Origin of the sequence: Microbacterium sp. 1S1 (genome assembly GCF_008271365.1) — a bacterium.
Lineage (GTDB): Bacteria > Actinomycetota > Actinomycetes > Actinomycetales > Microbacteriaceae > Microbacterium.
Window position 1 is genome coordinate 488,676 of record NZ_CP043430.1, and the last position, 17,483, is coordinate 506,158.

Genomic DNA, 17,483 nt, shown 5'->3' on the forward strand with positions numbered 1-17,483 from the left:
CGTGCGGATCGTCGACGCCCATGTGCACGTCTGGGACGCGGACGCCGTGCCGATCCCCTGGTTCCGCGACGACCTCGGTCTCCCCCGGCATGCCGCGGCCGCCCGCCTCGGACGGGAGCTGACGGACAGCGGAGTCTCCTCCGCCATCGCCGTGCAGGCCGCGGACTCGATCGCGGAGGCGGAGTGGCTGACCGCGACGGCGGCCCACGACCCCTTCCTCCGGCGCGTGGTGCTGCAGTACACCCCCGCGCCGGGACGAGCCGCCGGCGCCACCTCGGTCGCGTTCTCCCCCGCTGTGGTCGGCATCCGCGCCGCGGTGCCACAGTTCGCCGCGGATCTCTCCGATGTGCCCGGCCTCGACGCCCTCGCCGACCACCTCAGCGCGACCGCCCGCACCCTCGAACTTCTCATCCGGCCGGACCAGCTTCCCGCCGCGGCCGCCCTCTCCCGACGGCACCCTGACACCCCGGTCGTCGTCTGCCACCTCGGCCTCGGCGCCCGGACGGCCGATGCCGCGTGGCTCTCGGCTCTCGGCGAGGCCGCGTCAGCCCCCGGGGTGTCGGCGAAGGTGTCCGGGCTCGACCTCGCGGCCCGTGGTGCGGAGGAGTCGCGGACACTGCTGCGCTCCGCGTTCGCCCTCTTCGGCGCGGACCGGCTGTTGTTCGGGAGCGACTGGCCGATGTCGACCCGGACCTCGGCCTACGCGGAGGTGCTCGCCGCGACCAAGGCCGCGCTCCCCCGCCTCTCCCCGTCCGAGGCTCGAGCCTTCTGGGCCGGCACCGCCGACCGCCTCTACCCCTTCACCGCGTAGCGCGCCCCCGCCGCAGATTCACCCCGCGTCGCAGAAACCCCGGCGATCCGTGCGACCTCGGTGCGGATCGACGACCCCGCGCGGAAACACCCCACCCCGGGACACTTCCACACCCCCGCCGCAGATTCACCCCGCGTCGCAGAAACCCCGGCGATCCGTGCGACCTCGGTGCGAGACTGCGACCTCGCGCGGGAGAGGCTCAGTCGAGGAGGGTGCCGGCGGCGTGCGCACGGAACAGGGAGGACGCAGCCTCTTCGTCACCGGCATCCAGCGTGTCGAGCAGCCCCTTGTGCCAGTCCGCGACCTCGTGCCAATCCCCCGTGAAGGTGGGGTCACCGAGCACGTGCATGACGCGCAGGCTCGGCTCCAGGAGGTCCCACATGCGGGGGAGGTACACGTTGCCGCTGGCCTCGATCACAGCACGGTGGAAGGTGAAGTCGAGCTCGCGGAATCGCGCGAGGTCCTCCGCCTCCGCGGCCTCGTGCATCTGCGCGATGAGGCCGACGAGCTCGGCCCGACGGGCGGGGTCCAGCGCCCCGCAGGCCAGCCGTCCCGCCAACCCCTCCAGCTCGACGCGCGCGACCTTGGCCTGCGCCGCCTCCTCCGCGGAGTAGCTCGCGACGAAGTTGCCCTGGTGGCGTACGTGCGACACGAGCCCCTCGTGCGCGAGCCGCTTGAGGGCATCGCGGACGGGTGCTTGGCTCACCTGCAGCTGGCGGGCGAGCTGCGACTCCACGAGCTGCTCGCCGGGGGCCAGCGTCGAGTCCTTGATCATCGCCTTGATGAGCGCATAGATCTGATCCGACAGCAGTCCGCGCTGCAGTCCGGCCGTGCCGAGAGCATCCGTCATGACCATCAGTCTACGTCCATTATCGACTATCGCTAATGGACGCGGCCGCGCGCCAGGCATCCGCGATGAGGGCGGATCCGCGGGGCGTCGGGTGCACCCCGTCCGGTGCGAGCTCGACGACCGGATGCTCCTCTGCCGCCGCCGTGAACACCGCGTGCAGCGGCACGAAGGCCGCCCCGTGCTCCGCGGCGAGAGCACGCACCGCGGCCCGCTTCCCGTCGAGGTCGTCGAGCCACTCCCGCTGCTCCTCCGTCACGGGGAGGAAGTAGGGCTCCATGAGGATCAGCCGCGGGGCGTGCGCCGCGACCGCCCGCCCGAGGAGGTCGCCGAGCGTCGCGGCGAACTCCTCGGGCGAGGTCGGGTCGTCGCTGTCGAAGCGCCGCCACATGTCGTTCACGCCGACGTACACGGTCAGCAGCTCCGGCACCGTCGGCATCAGTTCCCCGTCCCAGCGGGCGGCGAGGTCTCGGGCGCGGTCCCCGGCGATCCCGAGGTTGCGGACCGTGGCCCCCGCCGCCTGCAGCTCCGGCGCGAGGAGCGAGACGTAGCCGTCGCCGAAGGACTCGGGGTCGGAACGATCGCGCCCCGCGTCGGTGATCGAGTCGCCGATGAAGGTCACCCGCATCGTGGCACATCCTGTTCGTCGTCCTTCAGCTTGGGCCGCACCGAGATCGGGAGCTCGACGCTCGCGCCAGCGTACGTCACGGTGAGCGTGTGGTGCGGGCGCACCTTGCTGCTGTCGAAGCCGCTGACCATGTCGGCCGTCACCTGCTGCGTGGTGCGGGAACCGTCACTCCAGTCCACGCCCAGCAGCATGCCGGTCACATCGAGCTCCTCGCCGCGCACGTAGCGGGTCTTCGGGTCCGCCTCGGGCGCCCAGCAGATGCCGGTCACCGTCGCGGGCGGCGCGGTCGGGCGCACGGCCAGGGTGTTCGTCTTTCCGTAGTGGTAGACGTTGAAGAAGCCGTCGGCATCGATGCGGAGGTTCTGCCGTGCGTCGACCATGTTCCACACGGTCACGTCGTCCACGCGGAGCACGATCCGGGTGCCGCCGTCCTCGGCGATGGCGCCGAACTCGATACGGTGCGTGGAGTTCGGCTCGATGACGGTGTTGGGGATGCTGTCGAGCATGGTCTGACCCGGGGTCCAGCTCTGGAACTCGATCACGTCCTCCTTGATCACCGCGAGGTAGCCCGTGTTGGAGTTCTGCCAGGCGGGCAGCCCGGTCTGGTCCGAGCGCGCCTGGAAGCCGTACCAGCCGCCGTCGAAGGCTCCGAACTCCGCGTCGAACTGCAGCAACGTGTCGCCGAAGCGCTCGGTCTCGTAGCCGTGCACGCCCTGACCGCTGATCACGACGCCCGTGTCGTCCACCGCGATGTGGTCGGACTGACTCCAGTTCGCCCCGTCCGTGAGCTGCCGGTCGAGGCGAGTGGTGGGGTACTCGGCGTCGTCCACGGTCACGGTGACCGTGTCGCTGAGGCTCGGATCGGCGACCGAGGTCGCGGTGATCGTCGCGGTCCCCGCCGCCACCCCCGCGATCCGGCCCCCGGAGACCGTCGCGACCTCCGGGGCGTCGGTCGTCCAGGTAACGCGGCCATCGCTGGCGTCCTCCGGGGCGACCTCGGCCACGACGGACCGCCGCTCCCCCACGGTGAGCCCGACGGCGTCAGCGTCCAGGCTCACGCCCGTGACCGGCACGCCGGAGAGCGAGAACCCGATGTCGTCGAAGTCGAGCGAGGCGTAGTTCTCCACGTAGAACCCGACCCGACCGGCCTTGCCGGGGCCGGGGTCGGCGCCTTCCAGCGCGATCGCCCCGTTGACGGAGATCCGGACCTGTCCGTCCTGCACGGCGATCCTGACATGCGAGGTCGCGCCAGGGGTCAGCCCCTGCGCCGCGGGCACGACCTTCTCGGCGACGACCTTCCAGGTGTCGTCGAAGATCGTCCAGGTCGGGCCGGCCGCGGCCTGCCGGAAGCGGATGTAGCCGCCGCCCTTGCCGTTGCGGTCGTAGACGATGAGCCCCGCGTTGGCGGGGGTCGTGGCCGGGGCCGTGACGTCGAAGTCGAGCACGAACTCGGTGAAGTCCCGCGGCAGGATGCTGTTGGCGCCCTTGAGGATGCGGTACACCTTGTCGCCCGACGCATCCACCTGGATGCTGCGGTTCGGGTCGGTCGGCCAGCCGTTCGCCCCCGACTCGAAGTCGGTGAAGTGCAGCACGCCGTCGCCCTCCTCGACGATCACCTCGATGGTCGCGGTCTTGGTGGCGTCGGCCTTCGCGGTCGCCGTGACCGTGGTCGTGCCGGGGCCCATGCCGAGCACCACGCCCTTGTCGTTCACGGTGGCGACCGCGGCGTCGGCCGAGGCGTAGGTCACCGCGGCGTCGTCGGCGTTCCAGGGCAGCGGCACGGCGCGCACCCGCACCTCGTCCCCCGCATCGATCGTGAGCGTGTCGCTGTCGAACGCGATGTCCTCGAGCGGGACGGTCTGCGGCTGCTGCGTCTGCCCGATCGCGCCGTCGACGCCGATCTCGCCGAAAGCGATGGACTCGAAGCCCGGGATCTGGTCGAACACGGCCGCATCGGCCTTCAGCGTGTAGTCGCCGTTCGCGGCGTCCACGAAGCCGGGGTCGGCGTCGGCCACCCAGTTGTCCTCGTAGTTCAGGAGGTTCTTGCCGTCCTTCGCGCCGTGTTCGTTGACGCCGGCCATCCGGGCCCGGTTCGGGTTCCACACGACGTTCTGCGCGAACGTGCTGTGGTTCGGGAAGTAGTGGTCGTCTTCGAAGAAGTGCGCGAGCTCGGGGTACTTCGTCAGGTACGGCGTGCCGACGAAGTCGTTGTTGTCGGCGAACACCTTCTCCCAGGCCGGCATGTAGTCGCGGTCGACGACGTTGCCCTCCTGATCGCCCATCCACTGCTCGTAGTTGTCGTACGGGGCGTAGGCGTCGACGAAGACGTTGTTGCGCGCCTCGATGTAGTCGGCCGAGCCGCTCTTGATCGCCCCGTTGCCCATGTTCACGAACACGTTCTTCTCGATCGTGAGGTCCCACGTGAAGTTGTCGGCGTAGATGCCCTCGACGCCCGCCATGCCGACGCCGATGTCGTGGAAGTAGTTCTCCCGGAACACGTGACCGCGCTGCTGCGGGGTCTTCCCGGAGTTCATGTAGATCGCACCGAGATCGTGGAACTGCTTGCAGACGTCGTACACCTCGTTGCGTTCGAACAGGTGGTCGTTGCCGTGCACGATGATCCCGGGGTGGGGAGCGTCGTGGATCTCGTTGTCCCTGGCGATGTTGCCGACTCCGTCGAACATCACCCCAGGGTTGTAGGCCTTGTGGTAGTACGCGAAGTCGGCGATCTCGGAGTTCTCGACCCGGTTGCGGCCGGGCTCGAGGGTCGTCTTGTCGCCGCCCTGGAGCACCACGCCGACGCCGCCGACGTGCGTGAGCCGGCTGTCGGTCACGGCGTGATCGCGCCCGCCGCGGTTCACGGGGATGCCGTCGTACGTGTAGCGCCCCGGCGAGTTGATGAGCACGCCGCCGTCGGTGAAGTTGCGGATGTCGCTGTGCGAGATCGTCACGTGCGAGCCGCCGAGGATCACCGCGGCCGTCGCGCGCCCGTACTCCATCACGAGGTCGTCGAAGTTCACGTACGAGGCCCCGTCGGCGCGCAGCATCGGCTCGTCGAGCGTCGTGACCGTCACGGCGCCGCGACCGGACGTGAACGCGGCGTTGGGGATGAGGTACAGCTTCCCGGCGTCGCGGTCGATGTAGTACTCGCCGGGGGCGTCGAGCTCCTCCAGCAGGTTCTGCGCGAAGTGGAAGTCGGGGAACCAGCTCTTCATGATCCCCGACATCTCGCCGTAGCGGAGGGTGATGGTCTTCGCATCGGTGTCGATGCTCTCGATCTTGTTGTACGACCACTCCCAGCTGTAGCCGAAGATGCCGTCCAGCCACACGTCCTCGGCCTGGGTCCAGTACTTCGGGCGGTCGTAGCCGTAGCTGAACGTGCCGCCGCGGTCCTGCAGGTCGGCGTCGTTGCGGTCGGGCCCGGCGTCGATGATGTCGCCCATCTGCACGGTCGGCGTGGCCGCGTCGGCGTTGGGCCAGCGCGCGAGGGTCATGCCCTGGCCGTCGATGAACAGCTCCATGGGCGGCGTGGTGCTGACGTCGTTGGCCTTCCAGTAGCCGTGGCGGCTGAGCTGGCCGTAGTCGGTGATGCCCAGGTCGGCGAGGTCGATCCCGACGACACGGTCTCGCGCGGCGGGGTCGATGATGCGGTCGGTCACCGCCGCGTCTTCGACCGCGGCGAACTGGTCGCGCGGCAGCTCGCGTCCTCCGGTGAGGGTGGCGGTCTCCCCCGGGTACGAGCGGTAGGTGATGGGGGCGTCGGCGGTCCCCGAGTCCTGCGCCCCGATCTCGAACGAGGCCGAGCGCGGGTACGTGCCCTCCCGGAGGTAGACCGTGAGGCCGTCGTCGGGCAGGGCGGAGTCCGCCTTGAGCGCGCGGATCCGGTCGCGGGCGCCTTCCAGCGTCGCGAGGGGGTCGTCGATCGTGCCGGAGGCCGCGTCGTCACCTCCCGGCGCGAGGTAGAGGGCGTCGTCGTCCGCGGCCGCAGCCGCCGACGGGACCGCCGCAGCGAGGGCGGATCCGAACACCGCTGCCAGGGTCAGGCTTGCCAGCACACGCTTCATTGCGTCTCCGAACTGTCGCTTCCCGCACGACGAATGCGCGCGGCGCCGCGGAAGCGGCTGCTCCGACCGTAGCCAATCGATAATCGACTAGCAAGGATCGATACTGATCGTTTCGAATTCACGCTGCGCGATCTCGATCTGAAAATCAGTTCACAAAACGCACACTTTCCACCACTTTCGGACACTTGTGCTCTCCAGTTGACGTCGCCGTAATGTGCCGGAAATACTGGGGAAGCCCGAGACCGCACCGCGAGAGTGCGGACACATCACCCCAGGCCAAGGATGACCTAGATGACAGAACAGACCATTTCCTCACAGATAGGAACAGGTCGCCGGCCCCGTCGCCTCTCGGACGGGATGTTCGCGCTCCTCCTCACGGCTCCCGGCCTCGCGCTCCTCGCCGCCGTCGTCGTGTACCCCCTGATCACGGCCCTCATCACCGCGTTCTACAAGCAGAGCCTCGTCGAGCCCGGTCGCGAGTTCGTCGGCTTCCAGAACATCGTCGACGTGCTGACGGGCGAGTTCTTCCCCCTCCTCACCCAGACGCTCGTCTTCACCCTCGGCACGACCATCGCGCCGTTCGTGATCGGCTTCGGCCTCGCCCTCGCCTTGAACACGCGCATCCGGGGCGCCAAGGTGCTCCGCGGCCTCATGCTCATCCCGTGGCTGATCCCCGGCGTGGTCGTCTCGTTCCTGTGGATGTGGATCTTCAACGCCAACTACGGCGTGCTCAACGCCGCCCTGGAGACCGTCGGCCTCATCGACTCCCCCCAGGCGTGGCTCGCGAACCCCACCACCGCCATGATCGCCGTGATCGTCGCGAAGACCTGGCAGTCGTTCCCCTGGATGATGGTCATGCTCCTCGCGGGCCTGCAGACCGTGCCGATCGAGCTGCACGAGGCCGCCGAGATCGACGGCGCCGGCACCATCCGCCGGTTCTTCTCCATCACGGTCCCGCAGATGAGCGGGATCATCGGCCTCGTGATCCTGCTGGAGTTCATCTGGAACTTCCAGCACTTCGACATCATCTACGTCCTCACCGGCGGCGGTCCCGCCGGCTCCACCCAGACGTTCGCGACCGCCGTGTACGAGACCGCGTTCGACGGCTTCGACCTCGGGCACGCCGGGGCCATCGGCCTGCTCTGGATGATCCTGCTGATGGCGCTCGTCGTCGTCTACGTCCGCCTGTCCGAGAAGGGAGAGAAGCGATGACCGCCGTGCTGACCGAAGAGACGGTGGCCGCCGTCTCCGCCCCACCCGCCGCGCCCCGTCGTCGGCGCCACCGGGCCGACCGCCGCGCCTCCACCGTGAGCGCCTGGATCGCCGTCGTCGTGTTCGGCGGGTTCGCCCTGCTGCCCGTTTACTGGCTGCTCGCGACCTCGCTCACCCCGCGCACCGAGGTGTTCAGCTACCCACCCAAGCTGTTCCCCACCGAGATCACGTTCGAGGCCTACGCCGCGCTCGCGAACAACCCGGCGCTGTTCGGCTACCTCCGCAACAGCATCGTCGTCTCCGTCATCACCGCGATCCTCTCGGTTCTGGTGTCGGCGTACATGGGCTACGCGTTCTCGAAGTTCCGCTACCGCGGCCGCCGCAGCCTCATGTACTTCGTGCTGGCCTCGCAGATGTTCCCGCAGGCGCTGCTGCTCATCACCCTCTACGCGGTGTTCTCGGCCTACGGCCTGCTCAACACCTACACGGCGCTCGTGCTGTCGTTCACGACGTTCACGCTGCCGCTGTGCGTGTGGATGCTGAAGGGCTTCTTCGACACGATCCCGGACGAGCTCATCGAGGCCGCCCGCGTCGACGGCGCCTCCCGCATGCGCATCATCCACTCCATCGTGCTGCCGCTGGCCGCTCCCGGCCTCATCGCCGCGGGCCTGTTCGCGTTCGTCCGCGGCTGGAACGACTTCATCTTCGCCCTCACGCTCGCCGGTCCCGACAAGCAGACCCTGCCGCCGGGACTCGTCAACACGTTCATCGGCGAGGCGTCCACCGCCTGGCCGGAACTCATGGCGGCATCGCTGGTGGTCTCGCTCCCCGTGGCCATCGCGTTCATCGCCCTGCAGCGCTTCCTCGTCGGCGGGCTCACCGCCGGCGCGGTCAAGGGCTGACCCGCACCACCCCCTCATCCGCAGTCCCTCGAAGAAGAGAGAGCACCCCCATGTCCGAGAACACCACCGTCTCCCGTCGCCAGCTGCTGCAGTTCGCCGGGCTCGGCGCCGCCGGCCTCCTCCTCGCCGGTTGCATGCCGAGCGGCGGCGGCAGCGGCAGTCCGTCCTCCTCCCCCGGCGCCGGGCTCGGCGCGGGCGACTTCGCCGCCACCGACTTCTCCTTCTCCAGCTGGTCGCTCACCGAGGAGGCCGCCGCCCCGGCGACCCGCGCGCTGCTCGACGGCTACAAGAAGACCAACGACGTCGGCATCACCGAGGTCTCCTTCCCCTACAACGAGTACTTCAAGCAGCTCATGCTCCAGGTGCGCGGCGGGCAGTTCACCGGCGCCGCCCACGTCGACGTCGCGTGGCTCGCCTCGCTCGCGGCACTCGGCAAGCTGGAAGACGTCTCGGCGCTCACGAAGGGGCGCGGGTACACCGCTTCGAGCCTGGAGGCCACGCAGCTCGACGGGAAGCAGTACGCATTCCCGTGGACGATCGGCGCGATCGGCCTCGTCACCAACTCCGAGCTCCTGAAGAAGGCGGGGATCTCCACGTTCCCCACCACGGTCGACGACTTCGAGGCGGCGCTGAAGAAGCTCAAGGGCCTCGGCGGTGGCCTCATCCCCTACGCCGCCTCGACCAAGGCCGCCCAGCTCAAGGACGTGCTGATCTGGATGCAGACGTTCGGCAGCGACCTCGTGAAGGACGGCAAGGTCACGATCGGCGACGACGCGAGCATCGAGGCGATCACCTGGTACAAGTCGCTGTACGACCAGGGGCTCATCGCCGCCGACGTCGACCGCTTCGATGCCCGGTCACTGTTCGCCCAGGGACGCGCCGCCATCTACGACGACGCCCCGGTCGGGCGCGCCTCCGTCACGAAGGACTCGCCGGACCCCGACCTCGCCTCCAAGCTCGTGCCCGAGTCCCGCCCGGTGCTGAAGAAGGGCGACACCCCGCGCGCCCTCGTCTGGGGTGGTGCCATCGCCATCGTCGGCGGCGGCTCCGGCGACAGCACCCGCACGGCCGCGGACTTCGGCCAGTGGGCCACGAGCGACCTGAAGGCGGTGCTCGGCGACTACGAGCTGCGCGGCCTGCCCCCCGTGACCGAAGAGGCGCAGGCCTCGAAGGAGGTGGCGTCCGACGCCTTCGGCGCCCGCTTCGCCGAGAAGATCACGGCGACGGCGACCACCAACCCGTTCTGGCAGTACCCGCAGTACGCCCAGATCGAGACCGTGATCGCCGACCGTGTCCAGGCCGTCCTCGTGGGCCAGCAGAGCGCGAAGGACGCCATGACCCAGGCCGGCGACGAAGCGCAGAAGCTGCTGGGCTGAGGAGCATCGCCATGACCCTCCGCTCGAAGGGCGGCGCCACCGCTGCCGCCGCCCTCACCGCGCTCGTCCTCGCCGTGCCGGCTCCGGCTGCCGCTGCGACCTCGGACGTCGAGACCGTGCCCGTCACGGTCGACAGCTCCAACCAGTCCGGCTGGTGGAACCCGCTCGTCGTCGACGGGGACGAGACGTACTTCGCCTTCAACGTGCCCGGCTCGGTGGCGACGAAGCACCAGGTGAACCTGGCCGTCCGCGCCTCCGACGGCACGTGGACATCCGGCTGCCTGCGCCTCACGACCGGCGCGTGCGCGGAGTACCTCGACGACAACGGCCACAACCAGCCGTCCATCGCGATCGACGGCGACGGGTACATCCACGCGTTCGTCTCGATGCACCATGAACCGTGGAAGTACTTCCGCTCCACGGCGCCCTACGACGCGACATCGCTGGTCGACGTGAGCGCGGAGATGCCCGACGCCGGCGCCGCGATCTCCTACCCGGTCACCGCGCAGGGCGCCGACGGCGACATCTGGCTCATGGTGCGCGTCGGCGCCGACCCGCAGGCCCGGCGCGACGGCGTCCTGTACCACTACGACCCCGCCGTGGGGACGTGGAGCCGCGAGACGACGATCGCCGCGGCCGTGAACCACTCCTTCTACCCCGATGACCTCGAGGTCGACGCGGCCGGCAAGGTACACGTGCTCTGGGAGTGGGGCCCCTGGCCGGCAGACCCGTACCGTCATCTCGGCTCGTACGCCGTGTACGACCCTGCCGCGGGCGGCTTCCGCGACATCGCGGGCCAGGCCCTGCCGACACCGATCCGCCCGGACACCCCCGGCGCCGTCGTGTGGCGCGGCTACGAGCCCGGCGAAACCATCGGCGACGCCGTGCCCGCCGTGCAGACCGCGAAGATGGCCCTCGCCGACGGGGAGCTCGTCGGCGTGACCTACCGGTACGCGGATCAGACCGAGAACGCCTTCGACGTGCGCTGGGCCACCTGGAACGGCTCCGCCTGGACGAGCGAGACCCTCGTGGACACGGACGCCCTCGGCAGCGGCGTGCAGACCATCGCCGCGCTCGACACGACGACCGCGGGCGGCGAGAGCCGCGTCTACGCCGTCGTGTCGGTGCAGGACTGCGGCATCACCCGGAGCCGGACGGTCCTGCTCACGGCGGGAGCCTCCGGGTGGACCGCCGACACGGTGGGAGATCCCGTCGTGGGCCAACAGCGCCTCCGTGCGGCGACCCGCACCGACGGCACCGACGTCGTCTACCTCAGCGCCCCCGCGGTGCCGGGCGGCGGCACGCTGCGGCACGCCGAGGTCCCGCGCGACGGTCAGCCCGGCAGCACGACCCTCGCCGCCATCGTGGCCTCCCTCCGCGGCGACGCCGGTGGCGAGAACCTCGCCCTGGGCGGCACCGTGACCGCCTCGTCCCAGCTCCGCGCCGACACCGGCCCGGAGAAGGCCGTGGACGGCGGCTGCACGGACGCGAGCCGCTGGATCTCGGCGACCTCAGACACCCAGCCGACCATCACGGCCGCGTGGGACGAGGAAGCGCCGCTCGACATCGTGCGGGTGCGCAGCGGTTACACCGTCGGACCGGCCCAGGCGTCCGTGCTGCGCGACTTCACCGTTCAGCTCCGGACCGCGAGCGGCTGGGTCACGGTCGGCACCATCGTCGACAACACGCAGACGACGGTCGTGGTCGATGCCCAGGGCCTGACGGCCGATGCCGTACGACTCGTCATCACCGACCCGTCCGACTCCACCACCGACGTCGCCCGCGTCTACGAGATCGAAGCGATCGCCGCACGCTGAGCGGCGTACCACCCCTCCCGAAAGGAACCCATTCCATGCGCACCCAGACCGTCGAAGCCGACATCATCGTCGTCGGCGGCGGCCTCGCCGGAGTGAGCGCCGCGGTCGCGGCCGCCCGCCTCGGCCGACGTACCGTGCTGATCAACAACAGGCCGGTGCTCGGCGGCAACTCCTCCTCGGAGGTGAGGGTCTGGGTGTGCGGGGCGACCGCGCACGGAAACCAGCGGTGGGCGCGGGAGACCGGGATCATCGGCGAGATGTATCGGGAGAACCAGTTCCGCAACCCCGAGGGCAACCCCGTGTACTGGGACGACGTGGTGCTGGACATCGTGCGTCGCGAGCCCAACCTCACATTGTTCCTCAACACCGAGGTCCTGGAGGCGGAGGCCACCGGGCCCGACGACGCGCGTCGGGTCCGGTCGGTCACCGGCTGGACGATGGGCTCTGAGATCCGCACCGTCTTCCGGGGACCCCTGTTCCTCGACTGCACGGGTGACGGCCTGGTCGGCCGGCTCGTCGGCGCGCGGCACCGGCTGGGCAAGGAGAGCCGGAGCGAGTTCGGCGAGGAGTGGGCCCCCGAGCAGCCGGTGCGCGAGTTCCTCGGCTCGACGCTCCTCTTCTATACGAAGGATCTCGGGCACCCGGTGAAGTACGTCGCACCGGAGAGCGCGAAGGACATCTCCACCACACCGATCCCCTCGTCCCGCATCATCCGCAGCGGCGACAGCGGCGCGCACTATTGGTGGATCGAGTGGGGCGGCACGCTCGACATCGTCGACGACAACGAGGCCATCCGCGACGAGCTGCGTTCGGTCATCCTCGGGATCTGGGACCACATCAAGAACTCCGGCGAGTTCGACGCGGACAACCTGACGCTGGAGTGGATCGGCAACATCCCCGGGAAGCGCGAGTACCGCCGCTTCATCGGCGACTACACGCTGCGCCAGCAGGACATCCTGGAGCAGACCTCGTTCGACGACGGCATCGCGTTCGGCGGCTGGTCCATCGACCTGCACCCCGCCGAGGGCATGTATGCGACGGGGGCGGGCGCGGTCCAGCGCTTCTCGGACGGTGTCTTCGAGATCCCGTTCCGCTCGCTGTACTCCGTCAACGTCGACAACCTGCTGATGGCCGGCCGCGACATCTCGGCCACGCACATCGCGTTCGGCGCCGCGAGGGTCATGGCGACGTGCGCCGCGATGGGCGAGGCCGCCGGCACCGCCGCCGCCCTCTGCTACGCGCACGACGCCACGCCGCGCGAGCTGTACGAGAACCACCGCGCCGAACTGCGGCAGACGCTGCTCCGTGCCGACGCGTCCCTCATCGGTGTCGCGAACGAGGACGCCGCCGACCTCGCCCGCACGGCTACCGTCACCGCGTCGAGCACCCTGCGGACGATCGGCACCCCGGAGCGCGCCGTCGCCGACACGGCTCCGCACGCGCTCGTCGACGACCTCGGCATCGTGGTGCCCGTACACCCGCGCCTCGACTCCACGGAAGTGCTGCTCAGCGCCGACGCCGACACGCAGGTCACGGTGGAGGTCTGGTCCACGGGACGACCGCAGAACGTCGTGCCCGCCGCGCTCGAGCACCGCACCGTGATCGACGTCCCCGCCGGGGGCCCGTCCTGGGTCCGCGCCGAGACCCCGTTCACCCCCGAGGTGCCGCAGAACGCGATCGTCGTGATCCGTGCGAACCCGCAGGTGCAGGTGCACCTCGCCTCGGATCTGCCCCCCGGGGTGCTCACCCTCGTGCACCGGGTCGACAACGACGACCGGAACGTGCAGGTCGACCGCGACGGTCTGCTGGTGCAGTGGCCCACCAAGCCGCTGCGCGGTCGGGTGCCCGCGTTCCGCACCAGCCCGGCCTCCGAGGCCGTGGCTCCGGAGCGCGCCGTCTCCGGGTACAACCGTCCGTTCGGCGGCCCGCACCTGTGGGCGTCCGACCCGGAGGCGGAGGGCCCGCAGTGGCTGCGCCTGGACTGGGAACAGCCGGTCCAGGCGCACGAGATCCGCCTCGTGTTCGATGACGACGTGGACCTCGAGCTCAACACCCTGCATCACCACCGCAGCCCCGACGAGGTGCTGCCGCAGCTCGTGCGGGACTACCGCGTCGAGGTGCAGCCGGAGGGTTCCGACGGGTGGCGGACCGTGGCGGAGGAGCGCGACAACCGCCACCGGCTGCGGGTGCATCCGCTCCCCGCCGACCTCGGCGCCTTCACGGCCGCCCGCCTCGTGGTGGAGCGGACGAACGGCGTCGCGGAGGCACGCGTGATCGCGTTCCGAGTGCAATCGTGACGGAGAGCGCTAACGTGAAGGGCATCCGTCGTCCCGGCGGAGACCGTCGTCCTTCCAGGAGGCTGCAGGTGACCACCTCGCCCGGCGGCCGCGTGCTCCCCGTCGCGCGGGCCACCCGTACCGGGCTCATCGCGCTCGCGGTGCCGCACCTGGAGGAGCCGTACTTCGCGGAGCTGGGCTCGCGCATCGTCCGCGGTGCGGACGAGCGCGGACTGGCCGTGCTGATCGTGCAGACCGAGGGCGACCACGCCCGTGAGATCGATGTCGCCAACGGTGTCGGCCTCCCGCCCATCGACGGCCTGATCCACATCCCCCGTTCGCTCACGGTCGCCGACCTCACCCGCCGCACGTCGCCCGGGCCGCTGGTGCTGCTGGGCGAGCACATCCAGGTGAGCCCGTTCACGCACGTCACGATCGACAACCGTGCCGCGGCCTACACCGCCACCGAGCACCTGATCGCCGTCGGCTGCCGGCGCATCGGCTTCGTCGGGCGCCGCGACGCGCGCCCCTCGGACGCAGCCGACCGTCGGCATGCCGGGTATCTGGAGGCGCTGGCCGCCGCCGGTATCGCCGCGGACCCCGCGCTCACGGCGCAGGTCGACGCCTTCACCGCGGAGGAAGGCGAACGCGTCGCCGGAGCCATGGCCGCGGCCGTCCCCGATCTCGACGGCATCGTCTGCTCCAACGACTCGGTCGCCCTCGGCGCGCTGGCGGCTCTCCAGGCCCAGGGGCGGAACGTGCCGCGGGACGTCGCCGTCGTCGGCATCGACGACATCAAGGCCGCACGCTTCGCCGTCCCCGCCCTCAGCACCATCGCGCCCGACCACGCGCGCCTCGTCGACGCCGCGTTCACGGAGCTGGAGCGGCAGATCGCCGCGCCTCCGGGGGCCGATCTCCCGGTGCGGCACGTGACGGTCGGCGCCCGGCTGGTCCCGCGGGCGAGCACGGCACGATGACGGCGGCGGACTCAGTCCGCGAGGGCCGTCGCGAGCGCGCGTTCGTCGCCGCCGTCGCGCGGGGCGACATGCAGGGTTCCGACGTGCGCGGCGAGCCGCTCCCGCGCCTGGTCGTGGAGCCCGTCGTCGGTGATGAGGCGGTCGATGTCACTCAGGTCGGCCACGGTCGTGAGTCCGACCACACCCCAGCGGCTGTGCTCGGCGAGGACGACGACCTCGCGCCCCGCGGCCATGAGCGCTCGATTGGTCTCGGCCTCCAGCAGGTTCATGGTCGTGATGCCGGCCTGCTCGTCGAGGCCGTGGGCATCGAGGAACACGAGGTCGCAGTGCAGATGCTCGAGGGCGCGGACGGCGACCGGTCCGACGAGCGCCTGGGAGGGCGTGCGGACACCTCCGGTGAGGACCACGGTCTGCGTATACGGGGCGTCGGCCCGGTCCGGCGGGGAGAACAGGTCGGAGACCGGCAGCGCGTTCGTGACGACGGTGAGCTCAGGCACCCGCACGAGCTCCCGCGCGAGGGCCAGCGCCGCGGGTCCGCCGGAGATGCCGACCGCCATGCCCGGCTCGACGAGCGCCGCGGCCGCCGCGGCGATCGCCCGCCGTTCCGCCGAGACCGCCGGCGCGGGAACCAGACGCTGCTGCCCCCGCGCCCGCACACCGCCGCGGATGCGCTCGACAGCGCCCTCCTCGGCGAGCTGATCGATGTCGCGACGCACCGTCATCTCGCTCACCTGCAGCGTGGCAGCGAGTTCGGCGATGGAGGCGGTACCGCGATCGCGGGTCAGGGCGAGGATGCGCTCGCGGCGTTCCGTGACCAGCACGCGGTCTCCTTCCGATGGAGCCTCCAGTCTGCCACGCACCCCCGCCCGCCCCACTCCCAGAACAGGACCCCTCAGCCCGCATGACCGTCCCCGAGCCCTACGCCACCTGGTTCCCCGATGCCGCGTTCGACGGCAGCTACGGCCGGACCGAAGCCGACCTCCGTGCCGTCCGCCCCGTGCCCGCGCCGCCCGGGTTCGCCGACCGCTGGCGGCGCTGGCGGCGCGAGGCGGCCGCGGTGGACGCCGCTCCCGTCGTCCTCTCCACCACCGAGGAGCAGGGCCGGCGGGTGTCCGTCGTCGAGCACTCCGGCGTCGACGGCGTACGGCTGCGCGCGTGGGTCGTCGAGCCACTCCGCGGCGCCGCGCGCGCGGGCGTCGTGCACGGGCACGGCTACGGGGGGCGCGAGGCGGTCGACCTCGCGCGGGTGCCGGACGACGTCGCGGCGATCTATCCCGTGGCCCGCGGGCTCGGCACGCTGAACGCCGGAATCGGGGCCCCCGAACCCACCCCGGAGCACGTGCTCGCGGGGATCGACGACCCCGAGCACTACGTCCTCGGCCTGTGCGCGCGCGACCTGTGGCTCGCCGCCGACGTCCTGACCTCGCTCGTCGGCGCGCTTCCCCTCTACTACGTCGGGGAGAGCTTCGGCGGCGGCATCGGCGCGCTCGCCCTGCCGTGGGACGACCGGTTCGTGGGCGCGACCCTCATCGTGCCGAGCTTCGGCCAGTACGACGAACGGCTGGCAGTCCCCTGTCTGGGGAGCGGCGAGACGGTGCGTCAGCACGTGCAACGCCACCCCGAAGCACGCGAGGCGCTGCGGTGGTTCGACTCCTCCACGAGCATCGGCTTCGCGGAGGTGCCGGTCCGGGTCGAGGCGGCGCTGTGGGATCAGTACGTGCCGCCGCAGGGACAGTTCGCGGTGGCGGCCGGGGCGCAGGACGTCGAGCTGGCGGTCCTCCCCGCCGGTCACGCGGAGTACCCGGGGTCGCTGGATGTGACGGCGGACGCGATCCGCGGTGGTCGCGCACACCTGGAGCGCGTGCTCGTCCGCTGAACCGCCGGACGCGCGCATCCTCCCGCGCAGGCGAGCACTGGACGCAACCTGTCATAACAGGTACAGTGAGCTTGTCATTACAGGTTGCGCAACGACGCAGCACCCGTTTCGAGGAGCATGGATGCCCGAGTACCAGACCCCGCCGATCTCCCCGATGGCGATCGCCTTCGATGCCGAGAAGCTCACGCTCTCCCCCGAAGGCCCCACGCTGACCCGGCGGATGTCCGACCTCGAGGGCCTCTTCCGGGATCATGACGCGTGGGCCGCAGCGGCCGCCGGTGAGGACCCGATCGTCTACACCGTCGTCAGCTCGCCCGTCCCCGAGATCGAGCGCGAGCTGCCGCAGTCCATCACGACGATCATGCCCGGCGACACGGGCGGCGAGCTCTGGATGACCAAGGGTCACCAGCACCCCGACCACCAGGGCGAGATCTACCTGGCGCTGCACGGCCGCGGCGGACTGCTGATGTTCGACGGCGAGCGCACCGAGTGGCTCGACATGCTCCCCGGCACGATCGGTTACATCCCGCCGGGGTGGGCGCACCGCTCCGTGAACACCGGCGACGAGCCCTACTCCTTCCTCGCGGTGTACCCGGGAGGCGCCGGCCACGACTACGGCTGGGTGCTGGAGCACGGCATGGGGTCGCGCGCCTACCGTGGCGCCGACGGCGTCGACCTTCGCCCCTACGCGGAATAG

General features: G+C 70.7%; 13 protein-coding genes. 9 read left to right on the forward strand and 4 right to left on the reverse strand.

Going from position 1 to position 17,483, the window contains the following annotated elements; genetic code table 11:
- Nucleotide 1 precedes the first annotated feature (1 nt).
- Nucleotides 2-811, forward strand: a complete 810-nt coding sequence (locus FY549_RS02555) for an amidohydrolase family protein (RefSeq protein ID WP_159463407.1) — start codon at nt 2-4, stop codon at nt 809-811.
- A 199-nt stretch (nt 812-1,010) separates the two neighbouring features.
- Here the strand turns inward: FY549_RS02555 and FY549_RS02560 are convergent, their stop codons facing one another.
- From FY549_RS02560 to FY549_RS02570, 3 genes are read right to left on the reverse strand one after another with little or no spacing between them, the layout of a single operon-like run.
- Nucleotides 1,011-1,661 (reverse strand): GntR family transcriptional regulator, encoded by a 651-nt coding sequence (locus FY549_RS02560; RefSeq protein WP_149083694.1) that lies wholly within the window; start codon nt 1,659-1,661, stop codon nt 1,011-1,013.
- A 19-nt stretch (nt 1,662-1,680) separates the two neighbouring features.
- Entirely contained in the window at nt 1,681-2,286 is a 606-nt protein-coding gene (locus FY549_RS02565) for an SGNH/GDSL hydrolase family protein (protein WP_149083695.1), read from the reverse strand.
- Nucleotides 2,277-6,350 carry an Ig-like domain-containing protein gene (locus tag FY549_RS02570; RefSeq protein ID WP_149083696.1) on the reverse strand — a complete coding sequence of 1,358 codons (4,074 nt, stop codon included), beginning with the start codon at nt 6,348-6,350 and terminating at the stop codon, nt 2,277-2,279. The genes FY549_RS02565 and FY549_RS02570 overlap by 10 nt, the downstream gene beginning before the upstream one ends.
- A 357-nt stretch (nt 6,351-6,707) precedes the next feature.
- On the opposite strand from FY549_RS02570, the gene FY549_RS02575 reads away from it, so the two are divergent.
- From FY549_RS02575 to FY549_RS02600, 6 genes are all read left to right on the forward strand, one after another.
- Nucleotides 6,708-7,562, forward strand: a complete 855-nt coding sequence (locus FY549_RS02575; RefSeq protein ID WP_174235390.1) for a carbohydrate ABC transporter permease — start codon at nt 6,708-6,710, stop codon at nt 7,560-7,562.
- A complete protein-coding gene (locus FY549_RS02580; protein ID WP_101848185.1) occupies nt 7,559-8,464 on the forward strand; it encodes a carbohydrate ABC transporter permease in 906 nt (301 codons plus the stop codon). Before FY549_RS02575 ends, FY549_RS02580 begins: the two co-directional genes overlap by 4 nt.
- Nucleotides 8,465-8,514: 50 nt before the next feature.
- Nucleotides 8,515-9,840, forward strand: a complete 1,326-nt coding sequence (locus FY549_RS02585; protein ID WP_149083697.1) for an extracellular solute-binding protein — start codon at nt 8,515-8,517, stop codon at nt 9,838-9,840.
- Nucleotides 9,841-9,851: 11 nt separating this feature from the next.
- Entirely contained in the window at nt 9,852-11,657 is a 1,806-nt protein-coding gene (locus FY549_RS02590) for a BNR-4 repeat-containing protein (RefSeq protein WP_149083698.1), read from the forward strand.
- A gap of 35 nt (nt 11,658-11,692) precedes the next feature.
- Nucleotides 11,693-13,954, forward strand: coding sequence for an FAD-dependent oxidoreductase (locus FY549_RS02595; protein ID WP_149083699.1), 2,262 nt, complete (start codon nt 11,693-11,695; stop codon nt 13,952-13,954).
- Nucleotides 13,955-14,022: 68 nt separating this feature from the next.
- Nucleotides 14,023-14,910 carry a LacI family DNA-binding transcriptional regulator gene (locus tag FY549_RS02600; RefSeq protein WP_259614153.1) on the forward strand — a complete coding sequence of 296 codons (888 nt, stop codon included), beginning with the start codon at nt 14,023-14,025 and terminating at the stop codon, nt 14,908-14,910.
- An 11-nt stretch (nt 14,911-14,921) separates the two neighbouring features.
- Here FY549_RS02600 and FY549_RS02605 read toward each other — a convergent pair whose 3' ends face one another.
- Nucleotides 14,922-15,731 (reverse strand): DeoR/GlpR family DNA-binding transcription regulator, encoded by an 810-nt coding sequence (locus FY549_RS02605; RefSeq protein WP_149083700.1) that lies wholly within the window; start codon nt 15,729-15,731, stop codon nt 14,922-14,924.
- A gap of 80 nt (nt 15,732-15,811) precedes the next feature.
- Here FY549_RS02605 and FY549_RS02610 point away from each other — a divergent pair, with 80 nt between their 5' ends.
- Together FY549_RS02610 and FY549_RS02615 are read left to right on the forward strand one after the other, a co-directional pair.
- Entirely contained in the window at nt 15,812-16,786 is a 975-nt protein-coding gene (locus FY549_RS02610) for an acetylxylan esterase (protein WP_149083701.1), read from the forward strand.
- Between the two features lie 121 nt (nt 16,787-16,907).
- The gene (locus tag FY549_RS02615) at nt 16,908-17,483 is read left to right on the forward strand and encodes a glucose-6-phosphate isomerase family protein (protein ID WP_149083702.1); all 576 of its coding nucleotides are present in this window, start codon (nt 16,908-16,910) and stop codon (nt 17,481-17,483) included.